The following is a 20942-nucleotide window of genomic DNA, read 5'->3' as shown; positions in this document are numbered from 1 at the left end:
TGGACGCAGCGACGTTACTTGAAGCGTTCGACCTGTTCGAAGTCGAGTTCGACGGGGGTAGCGCGACCGAAGATCGACACCGACACCTTGACCCGCGCCTTTTCGAAATCGAGCTCCTCGACCAGCCCGTTGAAGCTGGCGAAGGGACCGTCGAGCACCTTGACCTGATCGCCGATTTCATAATCGACGCGGATTTCGGTCTTCGGACGCGCCGCGGCCTCTTCCTTGCTGTTGAGGATGCGCGCGGCCTCGGCTTCGCTGATCGCCTGCGGCTTGCCCGACGAACCGAGGAAGCCCGTGACCTTCGGCGTGTTCTTGACGAGGTGATAGACGTCGTCGGTCATCGTCAGCTTGGCGAGGACATAGCCGGGGAAGAATTTGCGCTCGGCCTGAACCTTCTTGCCGCGCTTCACCTCGGTGACGGTTTCGACCGGCACCTCGACCGCTTCGACGAAGTCGGTGAGGCCCATGCGCTCGGCTTCGGAAAGCACCGAATCGCGAACCTTGTTCTCGAAACCCGAATAGGCGTGAATGATGTACCAGCGCGCCATGTCTATCCGTATCCTGTCCCTGTAACCGCGGGCGTTAGCGCGCGAGCGACGTCAGCCAGCTGACGATCGCGTTGAAAACCGTGTCGACGCCAAGGAAGAAGAGCGAAAGGATCGTCGTCATGATCAGCACCATGATCGTCGTCTGCACCGTTTCGCGGCTCGTCGGCCAAACGATCTTGCGAGCTTCGGCGCGCACCTGATTGATGAACTCAGCCGGGCTGGTCTTGGCCATGTCGATCGTCCTGTCCTTGCAACGTCAATGATCCGGGCCAGATGGGTTGCCGCCGCCCACGCGTCAAGCGCGCTTTGGGCAAGTGTCCGCCCACCCTCCCCGAGCATGTCGGCGAAAGGCGGAAGGGGAACGGCGCATCTGTCCGAATGAAGCGGCCTTTACTTGGGCAGCGCCGCGATTGCAAGCGCGGGCGCACGGGTGAATTCGCGATGCATCCAGAGCAAGAGGCCGACCATCAGAATCCACGCGGTCGTTGGTTGCAGCGCAAAGATCAGATGCAGCTCGCGCGCCGCCGCCTTGCCGTTTTGCGGGTCGAAACCGACGAGGTCGAGCGCGGCATAGCTGACCGCGATCGCGGCGGCGACGCCGAATTTGGCCATCAGGTTCAAAAGCGCGAAGAGGAAGGCCGACCGATTGCGCCCGCAACGCTCGCTATCGCGCGGAATCAGATCGGCGAGCATCGAATAAGTGAAAAGCAGGCCGACAAAGCCGGTGCCGAGCATCAGCGAGAAGCCCACCGCCTGCCCCAGCCCGCGCGGCTCCTGCGCCAGCGTCGCAACGAGCAGGCCGCCGATCAGCAGCCCCATCGCCATCATCATCGGCGGTTTGCCGAAGCGGCGCGCAAGGAAGGTCCATATCGGCGACGCGAGCGCCCCGCCGATGAAGCTCGCAAACAGCAGAACGGCGCTCTGCGCATCGAGGTCGAGCACGGCGGCGGCGAAGAAGACGAAGAGCGAGGTCAGCGATCCGAAGGCGAAGCTGTTGAGGAACTGCACGCCGAGCAGCAGCATCAATGGGCGGAACGACAGCGACGTGCGGATTTCATGTCGCCATCCGAAGCCGGATTCTGCCGTCACCGTCCGCGGCGGCACGCGGCGGATCGCCAAGAGCGCGATCGGCACCAGCAGGAGGAAGAGGCTTGCGTAGGCCATGATCCGCCCCTGCAGGCTGAGCCCCGGGATCAACAGCTGCGCCGCGGCGGGCGCGGCAAAGGCCAGGATCAACGCGATCTTCGCAAACCAGTCGCGCATCCCGTAGAGAAGCGCGCTGTCGGCCGGTGTGCGGACGAGCGCCGATCCCCACGAGAGCTGCGCAACCTCGTAGAGACTATAGCTCGAGTAAAAGAGCACCATCATCAGGAAGAGCGCCGCGAAGGGCAGCTGATTGCCGACGGTCACGAGCGCGAGCAGCAGCAGCGACAGGGGAAGCAGTGCAAGCAACATCCAGCGCCGGTGCGCGCCGAGCCCGGTCCGAACGCGATCGACCATCGTGCCGATCAGCGGATCGACGACGCCGTCCCAGATCGTCGTGAGCGAAAAGAGCAGCCCGACGAGCGCGACCGAAATCGCCCCGCCCTCGGCGATATAGGGCGGCAGATAGACGCTGAACGGAAGGCCGAGCATGACCGTCGGCCCCGCGGTCGCGGCATAGGCGGCCACCGTGCGCGGCCGCAAGTCGGAGGTTTCGTCGACCGGGGCGGCCGATGGCAGGGCGGTACTGGCCAAGGTGCGACGCTCCCGAAACGGAAGCCGCAAACTTTCATTTATTAACAATCATGTCAACAACAACCAGCGGGTCGCCTATCGAATCTTGAAATGCGAAAGGAACGGCTGGAGCCGCCAGTCGATCTGTTCGCTGTCGAGCCATTCGACCTCGATCCCCATCAGGGTGTTCAGCATGGAATCGCCGACGACAATATCGAAGAACAGACGCGCGGCGGCGTCCGGGCGATCGATATCGGCCTTGCCCGTCGCCGCCCATTCGGCGAACAATTCGATCAGTTCCTCGAGCGCGGGCACATGAAGGTCGAGGTAGATCTGCATCGCGAATTCATGGTCGCGCAGACTTTCGGAGATCAGCATGCGCATCAGGCCGACAGCGTGCGGCGATTCCATCAGCTCTTTCTGGCGATGCGCGTAACGCTTCAGGATGTCGACACTCGACAATCCCCGAATCGCGTCGTCATCGAGCGACCGGAGCATGGCTTCGTCGCACCAGCGAGTCGCGATCGCGCGAAGCAGTCCCTGCTTGTTGCCGAACAGTTCATAGAGCGTCGCGAGCGAGCCGCCCGAGCGCTTGACGATTTCGGCAAGGCTGGTGCGTTCATAGCCCTGTTCGAGAAACAGCGACTCGGCGGCGTCGAGAATGGCGCTTTGCCGCCGTTCGCGTGGTGAAGAATATCTATCCATTTGACATAAAGTCGATTCCGGCGTGCCCAATTATGCTCCCCCTCTCTTGCCCTTTTCTGTAATTTAAATTACACGACCCCTCAGCGCAAGCTTTTGCGTATATAACAATCCCGCACAACTGCGATTTTTCAGGGGTCCTTATGAGTCGCGTCCGTCCTCTCAGCTGCGCCGCCGGCGCTGCGCTGGCCTTTCTGCTGGCCGCCTGCTCGTCCGAGGCGCCCCCCGCGCCCCCGCCGCCCGAGGTCAATATCGTGACCGTCCGCACGCAAGCCGTGCCGAACGTCATCGAACTGCCCGGCCGGGTGCAGGCGTATCGCACGTCCGAAGTCCGCGCGCGGGTCAACGGCATCGTCGAGCGGCGGCTGTTCAATGAAGGCAGCTACGTGCGCGCCGGGACGCCCCTGTTCCGGATCGATCCGCGCGAGCTGATCGCGACGGCCAATGCGGCGCGCGCGCAGCTGGCCCGCGCTCAGGCCACCGCCGCCAATGCGCGACAAGTTGTCGGACGCTATCAGCCCCTGCTCGCCGACCAGGCGATCGGCAAGCAGGAATATGACGCCGCGGTCGCCGCACAGCGCACCGCCGAAGCCGATGTGGCGGCGGCACAGGCCAATCTGGAATCGGCACGCCTCAACCTCGGCTATGCGTCGGTCACCGCGCCGATTTCGGGCCGCGCGCGCCGCGCCGAGGTCACCGAAGGCGCGCTGGTCAGCGCATCGCAAGGCACGCTGCTGACCACGATCGAGCAAATCGACCGCGTCTATGTCAATTTCGGCCAGTCGAGTTCCGACCTTTTGGCGATCCGCGGGGACATGGGGTCGGGCAAGGTCAGCGTGCCGCAACTCGAACGCGTCGAGGTCCAGCTGATCCTCGAGGACGGCAGCGCCTATCCGGTTATCGGCCACCTAGACTTCCTCGACCTCTCGATCGACGAGGCGACGGGCACCGCGGCGCTGCGCGCCGAATTTCCCAATCCCAATTCGGCGCTGCTTCCCGGCCAGTTCGTCCGCGCACGCATCTTTGCGGGCAATCGCGCCAACGGCGTGCTGATCCCGCAGCGCGCGGTCAAGCTGGCGGAGGACGCGGCGAGCGTGATGGTGCTCGACGCCAAGAATGTCGCGACGCCGCGCCCGGTCAAGCTGGGCGCGATGGTCGCGGGCCAGTGGGCGATCCTCGACGGGCTGAAGCCCGGCGACCGGGTGATTGTCGACGGGCTGCAAAAGGTGCAGCCGGGTGCGCCCGTCCGCGTCGCGCAGCCCAAGGGAACGGCGTCGACCCCCGCGGCGAAGCGCTGATCCGACATGACCCCCCGCTTCTTCATCGACCGGCCCATCTTCTCCTGGGTCATCGCCATCGGCATCCTGCTGGCCGGGATCATCGCGTTGCGCGGCCTGCCCGTGGAGCAATATCCGTCGGTCGCGCCGCCGTCGCTGACGATCAGCGTCACCTATCCGGGCGCCGACGCGAGCACGCTCGAACAGAATGTCACGCAGGTCATCGAGCAGGAACTGAACGGGGTCGAGGGCTTCCTCTACATGGCCTCGACCAGCGAATCGAACGGCACTGCGTCGATCACGCTGACCTTCGAGGCGGGGACCGACATCGACAATGCGCAGATGGAGGTGCAGAACCGCCTGCGCCGCGTCGAACAGCGCCTGCCCGAGGATGTGCGCCGCCAGGGCATTTCGGTGACCGAGGCCAATTCGGGCTTCCTGCTGATCGTCGCGATCACGTCGAAGAGCGGCGACACCGACCCGATGGAAGTCAACAATTTCGCCAACACGCGCGTGCTCGACGAGCTCAGGCGCGTAAACGGCGTCGGCAACGTCCAGGCCTTTGCGCCCGAATATGCGATGCGCATCTGGCTCGATCCGCAAAAGCTCGCCTCCTACAACCTCTCCGCCGCCGAAGCCTTGGGCGCGGTGCAGGAGCAGAACAGCCAGACGCCGGGCGGCCAGCTCGGCGACCAGCCGCTCGCCAAGGGAGCGCAACTCAACGCCGTCATCACGACGCAGGGCCGCTTCACCAAGCCCGAGCAGTTCGAAAGCATCATCCTGCGCGCCAACCCCGACGGGTCGGCGGTGACGCTGGGTGATGTCGGCCGCGTCGAGCTGGGCGCGGCGAGCTATCTCTTCTCGTCCGAACTCAACGGCAAGCCGATGGCGGGTCTCGCGGTCCAGCTGACTCCCGGCGCCAACGCGCTGTCGACCGCCGAGGGCATCCGCGCGCGGATGACCGAGTTGTCGAAGGGCTTTCCGCCCGACGTCACCTGGTCGATCCCCTATGACACCACGCCCTTCATCAGCCTGTCGATCGAAGAGGTGGTGAAGACGCTCGCCGAGGCGATGTTGCTCGTCTTCCTCGTCATGTTCCTGTTCCTCCAGAACTGGCGCGCAACGGTGATCCCGACCGTCGTCGTACCGATCGCACTGGCCGGCGCGTGCCTTGGCCTGTGGATGTTCGGTTTCTCGATCAACGTGCTGACGCTGTTCGGCATGGTGCTCGCGATCGGCATCCTCGTCGACGATGCGATCGTGGTGATCGAGAATGTCGAGCGCATCATGAACGAGGAACATCTGCCGCCCTATGAGGCGACAGTGAAGGCGATGGGGCAGATCACGTCGGCGATCATCGGTATCACATTGGTGCTGATCGCGGTGTTCATCCCGATGGCCTTCTTTCCGGGGTCGACCGGCGGCATCTATCGCCAATTCTCGATGACGCTCGCGATCTCGATCGCCTTTTCGGCACTCCTCGCACTGACGCTCACGCCGGCCCTGTGCGCAACGCTCTTGAAGCCGCACGACCAGACCGAGCGCAAGGGCCGCATCGGGGCCTTCGCCGATCGGTTTTTCGGCCGCTTCAACGACTGGTTCGGGCGCACGACCGACCGTTATCAGGGCAGCGTCGGCAAGATGCTGGCGGCGCCGCTGCGCTGGCTCGGCGTCTTTGTCGCGATGGTGGCGGTGACCGCATTGCTCTTTTTCCGGCTGCCGGGGTCCTTCCTTCCGCAAGAGGATCAGGGCTATCTGATCACCGTCATTCAGGCCCCGCCGGGCGCAACCACGCAGCGCACCGGCGAGGCGAACAAGCAGGTCAAGGCCTTCTTCGCCGAACAGCCGCAGGTCGCCAACATCGTGCTCGTCAACGGCTTCAGCTTCTTTGGCCAGGGTCAGGCGAACGCGATCATGTTCACGCCGCTGAAACCCTGGGAGGACCGCCCGGGCAAGGAAAACAGCGCCGATGCGATCGCGGGCAAGGCGATGGGCACCTTCATGGGCATCAAGGAGGCGTTCGTCTTCTCGCTCAGCCCGCCGTCGATCCCCGAACTCGGCACGTCGAGCGGCTTCACCTTCAAGCTGCAGGACCGCGGCGGCAACGGGCGCGACGCGCTGATCGCCGCGCGCAACCAGATGCTCGGCGGCGCGATGCAGAGCAAGCTGCTCGCCAACGTCCGCCCCGAAGGGCAGGAGGACGCGCCGGTGCTGAAGCTCGACATCGACCGGATCCAGGCGCGCGCGCTCGGCCTGTCGATCGGCGACGTCAATGCGACGCTCGCGATCAGCTTCGGCAGCGCCTATGCCAACGACTTCACCCGCGAAGGCCGCGTGCTGCGCGTATTGCTCCAGGCCGATGCCGCGAGCCGCATGACGCCGCAGGACGTGCTCGACCTGCGCGTGCGCAGCGCGAACGGCGGCATGGTGCCCTTCGGTTCGTTCAGCACCGCCGAATGGTCGGCCGAGGCGCCGCAGCTCCAGCGCTATAACGGCTATCCCGCGATGACGATCTCGGGCGAACCCGCGCCGGGCCAGTCGACCGGGGAAGCGATGGCCGAGATGGAGCGGCTCGCGTCGCAGCTGCCGGCCGGTTTCGCGTTCGAATGGACCGGGATCTCCTATGAAGAGAAGCAGTCGGCGGGGCAGATCGGCATGTTGCTCGGCCTGTCGCTCGTCGTCGTCTTCCTGTTGCTCGCGGCGCTTTACGAAAGCTGGTCGGTGCCCGTTGCGGTGCTGCTCGTGGTGCCGCTCGGCGTGCTCGGCGCGGTGCTCTTCTCGATGCTGCGCGGGCTCTCGGCCGACATCTATTTCAACGTCGGCCTGATCACGATCATCGGGCTCGCCGCGAAGAACGCGATCCTGATCGTCGAATTCGCGATCGAGCAGGAAGCCGAGGGCAAATCGACGCTCGATGCGGTGATGGAAGCGGTCAAGCTGCGCCTGCGTCCGATCATCATGACCAGCCTCGCCTTCATCCTCGGCATGGTGCCGCTCGTCATCGCAAGCGGTGCGGGCGCGGCCAGCCGCATCGCGGTCGGATCGGGCGTGATGGGCGGGATGATCGCCGCGACCTTGCTCGGCATCTTCTTCATCCCGCTCTTCTATCTGTCGGTGCGCAAATGGCTCAGCCGCAAGCGGCCCCCTGCCCCCGCCGAGAAAGGCCATCATGAGGAGCCCGGCCATGCGTAACCTGATCGCGCTCGCCGCGGCGACGACGCTCGCCGGCTGCGTCAACATGGCGCCGAAGCACGAACGCCCGCCGCTGTCGACTGCCGCCGACTATCCCGCCGAATTCGCCGGCGACGTGACGCTCGGCCAGCGGGCGACCGACATCGCATGGCGAGACTTCTTTGCCGACCCGCAACTCGAGGTGCTGATCGAGCAGGCGGTCGCGCGCAACCGCGATCTTGCCGTCGCGGTGGCGCAGATCGAGGAAGCGCGCGGCCTGTATCGCATCCAGGATGCCGACCGCCTGCCGACCGTGGGCGCGAGCGCCGATGCGACGCGGTCGCGCAGCCAGCTGGTTCCGGGCACGGGCGCTTCGACGATCAATCGCTATTCGGTCGGCGTCGGCGTGACCTCGTTCGAACTCGATTTCTGGGGGCGGGTCAAGAATCTGTCAGAAGCCGCGCGCAGCCAGTATCTGGCAACCGAAGCGGCCGAGCGCGCCTTCCGCCTCGCGCTCGTCCGCGACGTCGCCTCGACCTATTTCTCGTCACGCGGCGCCGAGGAGCAGATCGAACTCGCCGAAGCGACGGTGACGAGCCGCAAGGAAGGGCTGCGCATCGCCAAGCGCCGCCTCGACGCCGGGGTGACCTCGGCGCTCGACTATCGCCAGTCGGAGACGCTGCTGACGCAGGCCGAGACGCAGCTCGCGAGCCTGAAGCTCGGCAAGGCGCAGGCCGATAATTTCCTCGCCGTGCTTACCGGCGGGCCCGTCGCGGGGCCCCTGCCCGCGCCGTTGCCACTCGTCGCGCAGGCGCAATCGCCGACGCTGACGGCCGGGCTGCCGTCAGACCTGCTCGTCGCGCGGCCCGACATCCTCGCGGCCGAAGAGCGGCTGCGCGCCGCGCGCGCCAATGTCGGCGCCGCGCGCGCCGCCTTCTTCCCGTCGATCTCGCTGACCGGCAATCTCGGTTTCGCGTCGCTGTCGCTCGATAATCTGTTCACCGACGACAGCATGACCTGGAGCTTCGGTCCGTCGATCAGCCTGCCGATCTTCGATTTCGGGCGCAACAAGGGCAATCTGACCGTCGCCGAAGCGCGTGAGAATATCGCGGTCGCCACCTATGAGCGCGCGGTGCAAGGCGCCTTTCGCGAGGTCGCCGACGCGCTTGCCGGACGCCGTTATCTTGCCGAACAGGTGGAGGCGCAGGAGCGCGGCACGCTCGCGACGCGCCAGATCGCCGACCTTGCGCGCAAGCGCTATCGCGAAGGCGTTTCGACCTATCTCGAAGTGCTCGACGCCGAGCGCAATCTGTTCGCGTCCGAACAGACGCTGATCGAACTCCGCCGCGCACAGGTCGACAATCTGGTCACGCTCTACGTCGCGCTCGGCGGCGGACTGGTCGAGCGCCGCTGAGGCCAGCATTATGAGCGGCGATGCCCCGGCTCTGCTGAAAGATATTCTGGGGCCTCGCGCGCTGGAAACGATCGCCGATGCGGGGTCGAAAGCGGCACCGCGCTTCGATCGCGGCGTTTTTCTGGACGCGGCATCGGGCGGGCTCGACGCGCTGTCGATCATGGAGCGCGTCCGCCATATCGCCGACGCACTCCATCTCGCCCTGCCCGGCGTTTATACGGCGCGCCTCGATGTCCTTCGGGCGATCGCACCGCGATTGACTCACGGATTTCAGGCGATTGCGATCACCGAATATGTCGCGCGCCATGGGCTCGAGCATTTCGACGCGTCGATGGAGGCGCTCGCCGACCTGACCCGCTTTGGGTCCGCCGAATTCGCGATCCGTCCCTTTCTTGCGGCGGATACGCCCCGCGCGCTGGCGGCGATGACCCGCTGGACGAACAGCGACGACGAGCATGTGCGCCGGCTCGCAAGCGAGGGCGCGCGGCCGCGCCTGCCATGGGCCGCGCGCGTGCCGGCGCTCAAGGCCGATCCGACCTTGGCAGCGCCGATCCTGGAACCGCTCAAGGCCGATCCCAGCCTTTACGTTCGAAAGTCGGTCGCCAACCATCTGAACGACATCGCCAAGGACCGGCCCGACTGGCTGCTGGCGCGCCTCGCAGGCTGGCCGCAGGACGATACACGCACCGCATGGATCGTTCGCCACGCGCTGCGCACGCTGATCAAGCAGGGCGACCCCCGCGCGCTCGCGCTGATCGGCGTTGGCCATGGCGCGGCGGTGAGCGTGCGCGATTTCGCTGTCGTTCCGGCGACGGTGCGCCTTGGCGACCGGATCGCGATCGGCGCCGAAATCCTGTCGGATTCGTCCGACAATCAGCGGCTCGTGGTCGATTACCGCATTCATTACGCCCGCGCGGGCGGCAAGACCGCGCCCAAGGTGTTCAAGCTGAAGAGTTTCGAACTCGCGGCGGGCGATACCGCCGCTCTCCGTATCAGCCAGACGATCCGCGATTTCACCACGCGGCGCCATCATCCGGGGCGGCATGAGGTCGAGTTGATCGTCAACGGCCAGACGGTGGCGACCGGGGCGTTCGATCTGTTATCGAACTGAGGCCACTTACCGAGGCGTCGTCACCGGCGGCGGCTCCTCGACCGGTTCGGGCGTGCGGTCCCGGATCGGCAGGCGCAGGTCGATGCGGCTGCCGCCCACCTCGGTCGAGATTACGGCGTCGCCGTCTTCGATCCCGACGCGCGTCCGGTCGCCGACCGGGATGTCGCCGATGTCGGGAATATCGAGCGGCTCGACCGGCCCCGCGGGATCGGCGCGGCGGGGGCGCGGCGCGGCCTTCCGGCCCGATGCCTCGGTCATAAAATCGCGCCAGATGCGGGCAGGCATGCCGCCGCCCGATATGCCCCGGAGCGGTGTGTTGTCGTCGTTGCCGATCCACACGCCGACGACGAGGTCGTTCGCATAGCCGACGAACAGCGCGTCGCGATTGTCCTGCGTCGTGCCGGTCTTGCCATAATTGGCCTGCGGCAACCGCGCGGCGCGGCCGGTGCCGCGATTGACCGCAGCACGCAGCATCGTCTCGATATCCTCATGCTCGCTCGACCCGAAGCGTGACGGCCCCCAGACCAGATTTTCGAACCAGCCCTTTTCGGCCTCCTTGAACGCGTGCGGTTCGACCGGATAGCTGTTCGCCGCGACGGCGGCATATGCGGCGGTCAGTTCGAGCAGGGTCATGCTCGACGTGCCGAGCGCGAGGCTCGGGTCGCCCTTCGCCATCGGCGCAGTGACGCCAAGGTCGCGGGCCATCGCGATCACCTTTTCGTCGCCGACTTCGCCGAACAGGCGCACCGCCGCGACGTTGCTCGACGAGGCGAAAGCATCCTCGAGGCTGATGTCCTTCGAATAGGCGCCGCCCGAATTTTTGGGACGATAGGAGCCGGTTTCGATCGCGCTGTTGTCGATCCGGTCGTCGGGCTCCCAGCCCGCCTCGAGCGCCGCGAGATAGACGAAGAGTTTGAAGGTCGAGCCGGGCTGGCGCCGCGCCTGCGTCGCGCGGTTGAAGGGCGAGGCGGCGTAATCCTTGCCGCCGATCATTGCGACGACCTCGCCGTCCGGGCGCATCGCGACGAGCGCGACCTGCGCCTTGCCGAGCCCCGCGCGGCCTGCCACGCGGCGCGCGATCGATTGCAGCCGCGCGTCGAGCGTCGTCGTGATCGTCTGGCGCGAATAGCCGACATCGCTCAATTTGCGCGCGGCGGGCAGTGCCCAGTCGGCGAAATAGGTGCCGGTCGGCAATGTGTTGCGCGTGCGCACATCGATGCGCGGAGTGCGGATCGCCTTCGCCTCGGCCGCGGTCATAGTGCCGGTGTCGACCATCGCGTTCAGCACGAGTTTCATGCGCTTTTCAGCAAGGTCGGGATTGCGCGTCGGCGCGAGCCGCGACGGCGCCTGCACCAGCCCCGCGAGCATCGCCGCTTGCGCGGGGGTCAGTTTTTCCGGCTGGCGGTAGAAATAATGAAGCGAGGCGGCGCGCAGGCCATAGGTGTTGTCGCCGAAATAGGCGTTCGAGAGATAGCGTTCGAGAATCTCGTCCTTGGTCAGCCAGGCTTCGAGCCAGAAGGCGATCAGCGCCTCGCGCGCCTTGCGGCCGAGCGTCCGCTTCGGCGTCAGAAAGGTGAATTTCGCAAGCTGCTGCGTGATCGTGCTGCCGCCCTGCGTCCGGCCGCCGGTGACATTGCTCCACACCGCGCGCGCGATGCTGCGCGGGTCTATGCCCCAATGACTGTAAAAGCGCCGGTCCTCGATCGCGAGGAAGGCGCCAGTGACATGTTTGGGCAGTTTCTTCGCCTCGACCGGCGCATCGACGATGGCACCGGTGCGCGCGATCGGCGTGCCGTCGGAGGCGAGCAAGGTGATCTGCGGCGGCGCGATCGGTTCGAGCGATTTCGACAGCGGCGCGGTGAGCGCGAGCCAGCCGACGAGCAGGAGAAAAGCAACGCAAAAAATGGCGAAGCCGCGCGAAATGCGGCGCATCCATTTGCGCCGCCGCGTTTCGGGAACGGGCGGCGGCGGAGGCGGCACCATATCGGCAAAGGGTGCGCCCGGCCCCACCGCAAGGGTCGGGTCGGGGCCGTCGGGTTTACGAAACCAGGTCATGCTCGAGGCCGTATTACAACCCCAATACAGCATAAGCAAATGGCTTGTCGCGTCAGTCGGTCACGGCGCAGGTTTTCGGTGACGAACGAGCGGCTCTTTCGATCCGCTCTACCGCTTCCCGGGCATCCTATGTGGCGCTTGCGAGCGTATCGCGCGCGACGCGTTGCAGCGCCGCGGCCTGCGCATCCGAAAGGCCAAGCTCGTCGGCGCCGCGTTCCTTCGGACCCAGCGTCGTGGGATCGATACCTGTAACCGCGCCAAAGGTAATGAGCGCCGAGAGATAATAGCCCGCGACGCTCGCGTGATAATGGTCGTAGGCCCAGAGATCGAGCTGGCCGTAACCGATGCCGTCATAGGGATTGGGGTCGGCGACCCCGCTCGTCATCGCGCGGTTCCACGCCTGTCCGACCGGCAGCACGCCCGCCACCGCGGGGTTGGCGGATCGCGCGCGGTCGGCCGCAGCGCGAAGGTCTTCGGCCATGGCCGACACCGGCTTGCCATACCAATGGCCCTTGGGCTTGTAGGCCTGGTCGGCGCGCGACCAGGTCGCGGCGAGGCGGATGTCGACCGCGGGATTGCGCGCCTTGAACAGCGCCGCGAGGCGGCCGACGTTGCGGATATAGTCGGCGGGATCACCCGGGCGTTCGCGGTCGAGCGTGCTATATTCTTGCAGCACGACGATATCCCACGCGCGGTCGAACCGCTCACGCCGCTCGTCGTAATGAAAGCCGAGCGACTTGCCGCCCTGTGTTTCGAGGCTGACGCGATAGTCGAGCCCCGCCTGCTCGGTGAACAGCTTGAACAGCGCGGGAACGCCGCCATAGCCCGCATTGTTGAGGTCGGTGACCGACCCCGCGCGCCAGTTGCGCGCCGCCGAATGCGCGCCTTGGGTGAAGCTGTTGCCGATGAACAGGATCGTCTTCGGCGCCGCCTTGGTCTCGGCGGGTGCCGCGGCAGCGTCACCATGCGGGGCGGTGCTGGCGACTGCCTGGCCGGGCGCGCACCCCGCCAGCATCAGCAGCACCGCTCCCGACATGGCCTTCAGGGGTCCAGTGGATCGAAGCCCCGAAGCTTTCGTATTTTCGTTTCGCATCAGAATTTCACCGTCGCGCCGACATAGAAGCGGCGTCCGGCAATATCATAGACGCCGTTCTGGTTGGTCAAGCGACCGCTCTCGGTCCCGCTCGGCAGGAAGGGGCTGGTCGAATTGAACAGATTGTTCACCCCGCCATAGAGGCGGAATTCCTTACCGCCGCTGTCGATATCGAACGACATAAACAGGTCGTGCTCCCACACGTCGCCGATGTTGAGGAAAATCGGCACCTCGGCATTCGGATTGGTTTCGAGCAGCGCGGTATATTGGTCGGCCAGCGAATTGCTGTCGTTGATCTTGTCATAGTAGGTGGTCGTCCAGCGAATGCGGAAATTGTCGAGCTTCCAGCTCAGCGACCCGCGCGCGCGATATTTGAAGCTGCCCTCGGCAAGATCCCCAGCAAGGTCGTTGGTGACGGTCCCGTCGACGCCCTGGAACTGGACCTTCTGTTTCAGCACATGCGTGCCGTCGTAACGCAGGTCGAAGCGACCGGGGATGCCGAGCGCATCGTCGAGGCGGAAACGATAGTTGAAGGCGACATCGATCCCCTGCGTGTCGAAGCGCGCGAGGTTGACCTGCCGCTGCACCAGTTCGACGATCTGGCCGTTGTTCGCGTTGCGCGTGATGTCGGCGCAGAATGGATTGTCGGCCTGCGGCACGTCGGTGTCATAGCATTGCAGCTGGATGTCGCGGTTCGAATAGGCGTCGATCGCATCCTTGATGCGGATGTTGTAATAATCGACCGCGATCGTCAGGCCGGGCACGAACCGCGGCGCGATCACGGCGCCGAGCGTCAGCGTATCGGCGGTTTCTTCCTTGAGGTCGAGATTGCCGCCATTGGGGCTGTAGAGGCTGTTGCCCGCCTGCGTATAACGCTGCGTCACGCCGTCGGTCGCCTGCTGCGCGAACAGCGCCTGGATGCCGGGATCGAGCCGGCAGCTCGCGGCGATCCGCCCCGTCGTCGTCGGGGTCACGCCGTCGCACAGATCATTTGCGGCCTCGAAATTGCCGCGCGGCGGCGAATAAAGCTCGGCAATGTCGGGTGCGCGCTGGGCGCGGGCGAATTGCGCGCGGAAACGGATGTCGGGGATCGGCGCATATTGGACGCCGCCGCGCCAGCTGAACACGGTGCCGACCCGGTCGATGCTATAATCGGCGACGCGCGCCGAGGCGTCGACGCTGAGCAGATAGGCGCCGGGCGCGTCGCGGAGCAGCGGCACGCTGACTTCGCCATAGCCCTCGAGCGCGCGGATCGACCCGCCGAAATTGGGCACCGCATTGCCCGTCGTGCCTCCCGTCTGCGACAGGAGGTCGCCGGTGAGGTCCTGGCTGTCCTTGCGGTAATCGATGCCGAAGGCAGCGCCAACCGGGCCGGCGGGAAGCTGGAACAGCTCGCCGGTGACAAAGGCCTGGCCGGTATATTGGCGGATCGTCAGTTCTTGGTGCAGGTCGGCGCGGATCCATGCCGCCATTTCGGGGGTGATCGACCCCTCGCCGAACAGGTCGATCGCGACGCAGCCCGCGGCGCGCGCGTCGGCATCGGCGCATTGCGGCCCATTGGGTCCCATTTCGGCGTTGAGCGCCTGCGTCAGGTTGACGCCGTTGATCTCGTTCCGGCGCCACTGGTCCTGCTTGTACTGGCCGTAACCGAAGCTGGCTTCCCAGTTCCAGCTGTCCGAAATCTTGCCGCGCAGGCCCGCCCAGCTGCGGATCGTCTCGCGCTTGTTTTCGGTGATCTGGCCGCCGACCTCGTCGAAACGGCGATCCCACGCGATGCCCGCGCCGGTCGAGGGCGCATCGGCGCGGATTTCGGCAGGGACGAAGGGATTGCACGGGCCCGAGCCCGAACCGCTGGCGCGGCGGCATGGGATCTTGCCATATTCGATCTCGGTCGTCACGCCGGTGACGGGGTCGGTGAGCGGATAGGTCGAATCCCAGCCGATGCCGACCGATTCACGCGTCTCGCCCGAGGTAATCCGCGAATATTGGAGCTGCGCGAAGGCTTCGATCGCGTCCGAAAATTCATATTCGAGCTTCGCCGCACCCAGATAGCGTTTGCGCGCGAGGATCAGCGAGCGGCCGGTGCGTTGATTGTAACCGTCGCGATTGGGCAGGAAATAGCCGACGTTACCGGGGCTGTTCGCGCCGCCTCCGCTGCCGGTGACGGGCTCGCCGGTGACGGGGTCGGGTCCGCGCTCGACGAGCACGCCGTTCCGGTAGAAACGGTCGCGCGCCGAACTGGCGCCCGAGAATACGCCACCGGGAATGAAGCTGCTGAGGTCGCTCATCACCAGCGGCGGGAATTCGGACGCAGGGCGCGACCCGCTCGCGGGCGCGCCGTCGGCGTTGATATACACGCCTTCGAATTCGTTGATGCCGTTCTCGAAATCATAGTCGTAGGAGACCGGTCGCACCGCCCATTCGCGGTCGACCGCGCGGATGCCCCAGTCGCGGTCATAGGTGCCGCTGACGAGGAAATAGCCGCGGCCGTCGGCAAAGCGCGTGCCGTATGTCGCGCCAAGCGTCAGTTCCTGCCCGTCGCCTTCGGAGGTGATGCCGGTGCGCGCGCGCAGGGTCAGCCCGCGCTCATTCTTCTTGGTGATGATGTTGACGACACCTGCTACGGCATCCGAACCATAGACCGATGAGGTGCCGCCGGTGATGATCTCGACCCGGTCGACGAAATCGCTGGGGATCGTCGACAGGCTAACGAGATTCGAAATGCCGCTGTTCGACACGGTGCGGCGGCCGTCGACGAGGACGAGCGTGCGGTTCGAACCCAAGTTGCGGAGTTCGATCGAGCTGAGGCCCGAATTCTGCGTATTGCCGGTGACGGTCGCGTCATTGGTTGCCGACGACAGCTGCGGCAGATCGGCGAGCGTTTCGCTGAGTTCGCTGTCCCCCGCTTCGAGCAGATCTTCGGAAGTCACGCCGATCACCGGCGCCGGCGTGTCATAGGTTTCACGCGCGATGCGGCTTCCGGTAACGACGATCGCTTCTTCGCCAGACGCGGCGGCGGCGGCCTCGGCCGGCGCTTCCTGCGCGGCGAGCGGCGCGGCGAAGACACCGATGCCGGCGAGAACCAGCACGGTACGGCTGCTGTGGCGGGCCCAGCGGGCTTTGGTCATTGTCATTGTCTCACTCCCCATATCTTGTTTTGTCCGGTCAATCGGCGTCGGCCTCGATCGGCTGCGCGGCTAGCGGCGCGGGTTCGCCCCCCAGCGCGCGATGAAGCGCCTCTCGGTCGAGCGCCTTTTCCCATCCCGCGACGACGATCGCCGCGAGCGCATTGCCGATGAAATTGGTGAGCGCGCGGCACTCGCTCATGAAGCGGTCGATGCCGAGGATCAGCGCGAGCCCCGCGACGGGCACCGACGGCACGATCGACAGCGTCGCGGCGAGCGTGATGAACCCCGCGCCGGTGACCCCCGCCGCGCCTTTCGAGCTGACCATCGCGACGAGCAGCAGCGCGATCTGGTCGCCGAGGCTGAGATCGACCCCTACCGCCTGCGCGATGAACAGCGCCGCGAGCGTCATGTAGATGTTGGTGCCGTCGAGATTGAAGCTGTAGCCGGTCGGCACGACGAGGCCGACGATCGGCTTCGCGCACCCGGCCTGTTCGAGCTTCTGGATCAGGCTGGGTAAGGCCGCTTCCGAAGAGGAGGTGCCGAGCACGAGCAGCAGTTCGGCCTTGAGATAGGAAATCAGGCTGAAGATCGAAAAGCCGCACAGCCGCGCGACCGCGCCGAGGATGACAATCACGAAGAAGAGCGAGGTCAGATAGAAGGTCGCGATCAGCAAACCGAGATTGGCGAGCGATTCGACGCCATAGCGGCCGATCGTGAAGGCCATCGCGCCGAACGCGCCGATCGGCGCGAATTTCATCAACATGCCGACGAGGCCGAAGAAAACGACCGAGACCTTTTCGAGCAGGCCGAGCACCTGCTTTCCCGGCTCGCCGGCGTGCGACAGCGCGAGGCCGAACAGGATGGCGGCGAACAGCGCCTGCAGAATCGATCCCTCGGTCAGTGCCGAAACGAAGGTGGTCGGAATGATTTCGAGCAGGAACGCGGTGAGCGTCGCCTCGTGCGCCTTGGCCTCATATTGCGCGACCGCCCCGGCATCGAGCGTGGCGGGGTCGATGTTCATGCCCGCGCCCGGCTGGATCACATTGGCGACCACCAGCCCGACGATCAGCGCAAGCGTCGAAAAGAAGAGGAAATAGGCAAAGGTCTTGCCGACGACACGGCCAAGCGCCTTGGTCTCGCCGCCGATCGAGGCGATGCCCGTCGCGACGGTCAGGAAGATGACCGGCGCGATGATCATCTTGACGAGCTTGATGAAACCGTCGCCGAGCGGCTTGAACTCGGTCGCAACCAACGGCCAATAATGGCCGAGCAACACGCCGGCGAAGATTGCCGCGAGGACCTGGACATAAAGATGCGTCCACCACGGCCGCGGAGTCAGCTCCGCTTGTGTCGCGTTCAGATCGATCGTGGCTGCCACCAGCCTCTCCCCATTCTCGCGCCCATCGGCGCATCTTGCCGTCCAGCGGCCTTTCCGCTAATCTAGAAGCGGCGCAGAAAGGGGGTCAAACATCACATGAGGTAAATATAATATACTGTAATATATAAATTTTATAGATCGAAGCCTTTGCCGGGGAACATGAATTGTGCGATTTCCCGCATACGCTCGTCGATATTTGTGCAATAATCCACACATGCATTCGCCGCGCGATTCGACTCCGATCGGTCCCCAGGCCAACCGCCGACGCGTGATCGTCGCGGTTGCAGCGGGGCTTGCCGTCCTGCTCGTCGCCGGGTTCGCGCTTGCGCAATGGGCGACGGGCCGTGCGAGCGCGCAGGCCGGTCTCGAAGCGCGCCAGAATGCGCGCGCCCACGCGAGCCTGCTCGAAAGCGAATTGCAGAAATTCCGCCTGCTGCCCCGCGTCCTCACAGAATTTCCAGACGTACGCGCGGCGCTCGCCGACAAGAGCGCCGCCGCATCACGCCGCCTCGACCGCGAACTCGAACAGCTAGCGGCGCGCACCGACGCCGCGGTGATCTATGTCCTTGATGCCGGCGGCACGACGATCGCGGCGAGCAACTGGCGCGCGGCGACGAGCTTCGTCGGCGAGAACTACCGCTTTCGTCCCTATTTCCAGGGCGCGATGCAGCGCGGCGAGGCCGAGCTATTCGCGCTCGGAACGGTCAGCGGGCGCCCCGGGCTCTATCTCGCGCGCCGCGTCACCGTGGGCGGACGCCAGCTCGGCGTGATCGTGCTCAAGGTCGAGTTCGACAAGCTCGAGGCACGCTGGGCGGATTCGGCGGCAACGACGCTGGTGACCGACGCGGCGGGGATCGTCGTGATGAGCAGCGATCCCCGCTGGCGCTTCCGCTCGTTCGAGCCGATTTCGGCCGAAGCGCAGCAACGGCTTCGCGCGACGCGCAGCTATGGCGAGGCGCGGCTGGCCCCGCTGCCGGTTCGCCGCATCGACGGCGATCTTCGCATCGGCGACCAATTGTTCCGCCAGGCAGACGAGCGCGTATCGCTCCCCGGCAGCACGCTCCGCCTGCTCCAGCCCGCGGAGCCCGCGCGCGCCAGCGCCGACGCAACCGCGCGCGTCATCTTCCTGATCCTGCTCATCCTCGTGGGCGCGGCGATCGTCACGCTGCTCCGCCTCGTCGAGCGGCAGACGATGCGGCAGGCCGCGCACGAGGCGCTCGAGCGCGAGGTCGCGGCGCGCACGCGCGACCTGCGCGACGCGAACGACGAATTGCGGCTGGCGTCGGAAAGGCAGACCGAAACCGATCGCCGCTATCGCGCCGCGCGCGAGGAACTGGCGCAGGCAAGCCGGCTCGGCTCGATCGGACAGATCACCGCCGGCGTCGCGCACGAGATCAACCAGCCGGTCGCCGCGATCCGGACCTTCGCCGAAAACGCGCTTGCCTATCTCGACCGCGAACAGGCGGGCAAGGCGCGCGGCAATCTGGACCATATCGTCGAGTTGACCGCGCGCGTCGGCGCGATCACCGGCGAACTGCGCAATTTCGCGCGCCGCGCGCCGGCGCCGCTCGGTCCAGTCCCGCTGCAATCGGCGATCGACGGGGCATTGCTGCTGATCGGCGACCGGCTGCGCGCGCAGGGCATTGCGCTCGACGTGGAGGTAGAGAATCCGGCCATCGCGGTGCATGCGGGCCGCGTGCGGCTGGAGCAGGTGCTGATAAACCTGCTGCAAAATGCCGCCGAGGCCATGCGCGGCATCGACGGCGCGCGCGCTACGCTCCGCGCGCATGGCAGCGACCCGGTGCTGATCGACATTTGCGACAATGGCCCCGGCGTTCCCGCCGACATATTGCCGCAGCTCTTCACGCCCTTCGTCACCGGGCGGCCCGACGGGCTGGGGCTGGGGCTGGCAATCGCGAGCGACATCATGAACGGCTTCGACGGCACGCTGACGCTCATTCCCTCGCCACTCGGCGGTGCCGGCTTCCGCCTGACGCTGAGGCCGGCATGAGCTTCTTCACCGCCGAACAGACGATATTCTTCGTCGACGACGATGCTGCGCTGCGCGAAGCCAATGTCCAGACGCTCGACCTTGCCGGGCTGACGGCCGAGGCCTTTGCCGATGCCCAAAGCGTGCTGCCGCGGATCGCAGCCGATTTTCCGGGGGTGGTCGTCACCGATATCCGGATGCCGGGGATGGACGGGCTCGAGCTGCGCGCGGCGATCCACGCGATCGATCCCGAGATTCCGGTCGTCCTGATCACCGGCCATGCCGACGTCGCGATGGCGGTGCGCGCGCTGCACGACGGCGCCTTCGATTTCCTCGCCAAGCCCTTTGCCGCCGATCATCTGGTTGGCATCGTCCGCCGCGCGCTCGCGCACCGCGCGTTGATCCTCGACAACCGGCGGCTGACCGCCGCGGCGGCGGCGATCGATAGCCCGCTGATCGGCGAAAGCCCGGCGATGGTGCGGCTGCGCGAGACGATCGCGCAGCTTGCACAGGCCGACATCGACGTGCTGATCGAGGGCGAGACGGGGACGGGCAAGGAACTGGTCGCGCATATGCTCCACCGCCAAAGCCGGCGGAGCGCGGCGTCGCTCGTCGCGGTCAATTGCGCCGCGCTGCCGCAGGAACTGGCCGAGGCCGAGCTGTTCGGCAGCGACATGACCGACCGGGCCACAGGCAAGCTGGGACAGGCCGGGCGGATCCGCAGCGCGCATCGCGGCACCTTGTTTCTCGACGAGATCGATACGATGCACCCAGCGGTGCAGGCAAAGCTGCTCCGCGTGATCGAGGAACGCGAGGTTCAGCCGCTGGGCGCCAGCGCGCCCGAGCCCGTCGACCTGCGCGTCGTCGCGGCCACGAAGACCGACCTGATGGACGCAGTGCGCCGCGGCGCTTTTCGCGAGGACCTTTATTACCGGCTGCACGTCGTAAAGCTGCGCATCCCGCCGCTGCGCGAGCGGCGGTCGGACATTCCGCAAACCTTCGCCTTCTTCCTCGACGAAGCCGCGGCGAAGATGGGGCTGGCGGACTTCCGGATCGACGACGCGGTGCGCCGTCACCTCGTCGAACACGACTGGCCCGGCAATGTCCGCGAACTCAAGAATTTCGCCTATAGCGTCGTGCTCGACCTGCCGTCGGACCCCGGCCGCGCGGCGATGCCCGCCGACGCGCCGCTCGCCGAGCGCGTGCGCCGCTTCGAGGCGACGATTATCGAGGACACGCTGGCGCAAACACGCGGAAATATTGCCGAAACCATGGCGCGGCTGGGCGTGCCGCGAAAGACGCTTTACGACAAGATGGCGAAGCTCGGGATCGACCCCCGGCAGTTCCGCGGCTGAC

14 protein-coding genes are annotated in these 20942 nt (G+C 65.9%); 6 read left to right on the top strand and 8 right to left on the bottom strand.

Annotated elements, in window-relative coordinates:
• Window positions 1–14: 14 nt before the first annotated feature.
• The 4 genes from nusG to E5675_RS07630 form a co-directional block, all read right to left on the bottom strand.
• Window positions 15–551 (bottom strand): transcription termination/antitermination protein NusG, encoded by a 537-nt coding sequence (gene nusG, locus E5675_RS07645; RefSeq protein ID WP_037554037.1) that lies wholly within the window; start codon window positions 549–551, stop codon window positions 15–17.
• A gap of 34 nt (window positions 552–585) precedes the next feature.
• Complete coding sequence (gene secE, locus E5675_RS07640) at window positions 586–783, bottom strand: preprotein translocase subunit SecE (RefSeq protein WP_037554036.1); 198 nt, start codon at window positions 781–783, stop codon at window positions 586–588.
• 158 nt (window positions 784–941) lie between these two features.
• Window positions 942–2288: an MFS transporter gene (locus E5675_RS07635; protein WP_136173996.1), complete on the bottom strand. Its 1347-nt coding sequence runs from the start codon at window positions 2286–2288 to the stop codon at window positions 942–944.
• Between the two features lie 75 nt (window positions 2289–2363).
• Window positions 2364–2972 carry a TetR/AcrR family transcriptional regulator gene (locus E5675_RS07630; protein ID WP_136173995.1) on the bottom strand — a complete coding sequence of 203 codons (609 nt, stop codon included), beginning with the start codon at window positions 2970–2972 and terminating at the stop codon, window positions 2364–2366.
• 140 nt (window positions 2973–3112) lie between these two features.
• On the opposite strand from E5675_RS07630, the gene E5675_RS07625 reads away from it, so the two are divergent.
• Genes E5675_RS07625 through E5675_RS07610 form a run of 4 tightly spaced genes read left to right on the top strand, consistent with a single transcriptional unit; the run spans window position 3113 to window position 9942 of the window.
• Window positions 3113–4267 (top strand): efflux RND transporter periplasmic adaptor subunit, encoded by a 1155-nt coding sequence (locus E5675_RS07625; RefSeq protein WP_136173994.1) that lies wholly within the window; start codon window positions 3113–3115, stop codon window positions 4265–4267.
• A 6-nt stretch (window positions 4268–4273) separates the two neighbouring features.
• The gene (locus tag E5675_RS07620) at window positions 4274–7438 is read left to right on the top strand and encodes an efflux RND transporter permease subunit (protein ID WP_136173993.1); all 3165 of its coding nucleotides are present in this window, start codon (window positions 4274–4276) and stop codon (window positions 7436–7438) included.
• The gene (locus tag E5675_RS07615) at window positions 7431–8831 is read left to right on the top strand and encodes an efflux transporter outer membrane subunit (RefSeq protein WP_136173992.1); all 1401 of its coding nucleotides are present in this window, start codon (window positions 7431–7433) and stop codon (window positions 8829–8831) included. Before E5675_RS07620 ends, E5675_RS07615 begins: the two co-directional genes overlap by 8 nt.
• A 10-nt stretch (window positions 8832–8841) precedes the next feature.
• Window positions 8842–9942, top strand: a complete 1101-nt coding sequence (locus tag E5675_RS07610) for a DNA alkylation repair protein (protein ID WP_136173991.1) — start codon at window positions 8842–8844, stop codon at window positions 9940–9942.
• Between the two features lie 6 nt (window positions 9943–9948).
• On the opposite strand, the gene E5675_RS07605 is transcribed toward E5675_RS07610, so the two are convergent.
• From E5675_RS07605 to E5675_RS07590, 4 genes are all read right to left on the bottom strand, one after another.
• Window positions 9949–11997 carry a transglycosylase domain-containing protein gene (locus E5675_RS07605; RefSeq protein WP_168707814.1) on the bottom strand — a complete coding sequence of 683 codons (2049 nt, stop codon included), beginning with the start codon at window positions 11995–11997 and terminating at the stop codon, window positions 9949–9951.
• A gap of 127 nt (window positions 11998–12124) precedes the next feature.
• Window positions 12125–13033, bottom strand: a complete 909-nt coding sequence (locus E5675_RS07600) for a DUF4886 domain-containing protein (protein ID WP_247594826.1) — start codon at window positions 13031–13033, stop codon at window positions 12125–12127.
• A 56-nt stretch (window positions 13034–13089) separates the two neighbouring features.
• The gene (locus E5675_RS07595; protein ID WP_168707813.1) at window positions 13090–16224 is read right to left on the bottom strand and encodes a TonB-dependent receptor; all 3135 of its coding nucleotides are present in this window, start codon (window positions 16222–16224) and stop codon (window positions 13090–13092) included.
• A 31-nt stretch (window positions 16225–16255) separates the two neighbouring features.
• Window positions 16256–17596: a dicarboxylate/amino acid:cation symporter gene (locus E5675_RS07590; protein ID WP_281727862.1), complete on the bottom strand. Its 1341-nt coding sequence runs from the start codon at window positions 17594–17596 to the stop codon at window positions 16256–16258.
• A 214-nt stretch (window positions 17597–17810) separates the two neighbouring features.
• Between E5675_RS07590 and E5675_RS07585 the strand changes: the two genes are divergently transcribed.
• The gene (locus tag E5675_RS07585) at window positions 17811–19607 is read left to right on the top strand and encodes an ATP-binding protein (RefSeq protein WP_136173988.1); all 1797 of its coding nucleotides are present in this window, start codon (window positions 17811–17813) and stop codon (window positions 19605–19607) included.
• Window positions 19604–20941 (top strand): sigma-54 dependent transcriptional regulator, encoded by a 1338-nt coding sequence (locus E5675_RS07580; protein WP_136173987.1) that lies wholly within the window; start codon window positions 19604–19606, stop codon window positions 20939–20941. The genes E5675_RS07585 and E5675_RS07580 overlap by 4 nt, the downstream gene beginning before the upstream one ends.
• Window position 20942: the final 1 nt, after the last annotated feature.

Origin of the sequence: Sphingopyxis sp. PAMC25046 (genome assembly GCF_004795895.1) — a bacterium.
GTDB lineage: Bacteria > Pseudomonadota > Alphaproteobacteria > Sphingomonadales > Sphingomonadaceae > Sphingopyxis.
This window is presented reverse-complemented; position numbering and strand designations above follow the sequence as displayed.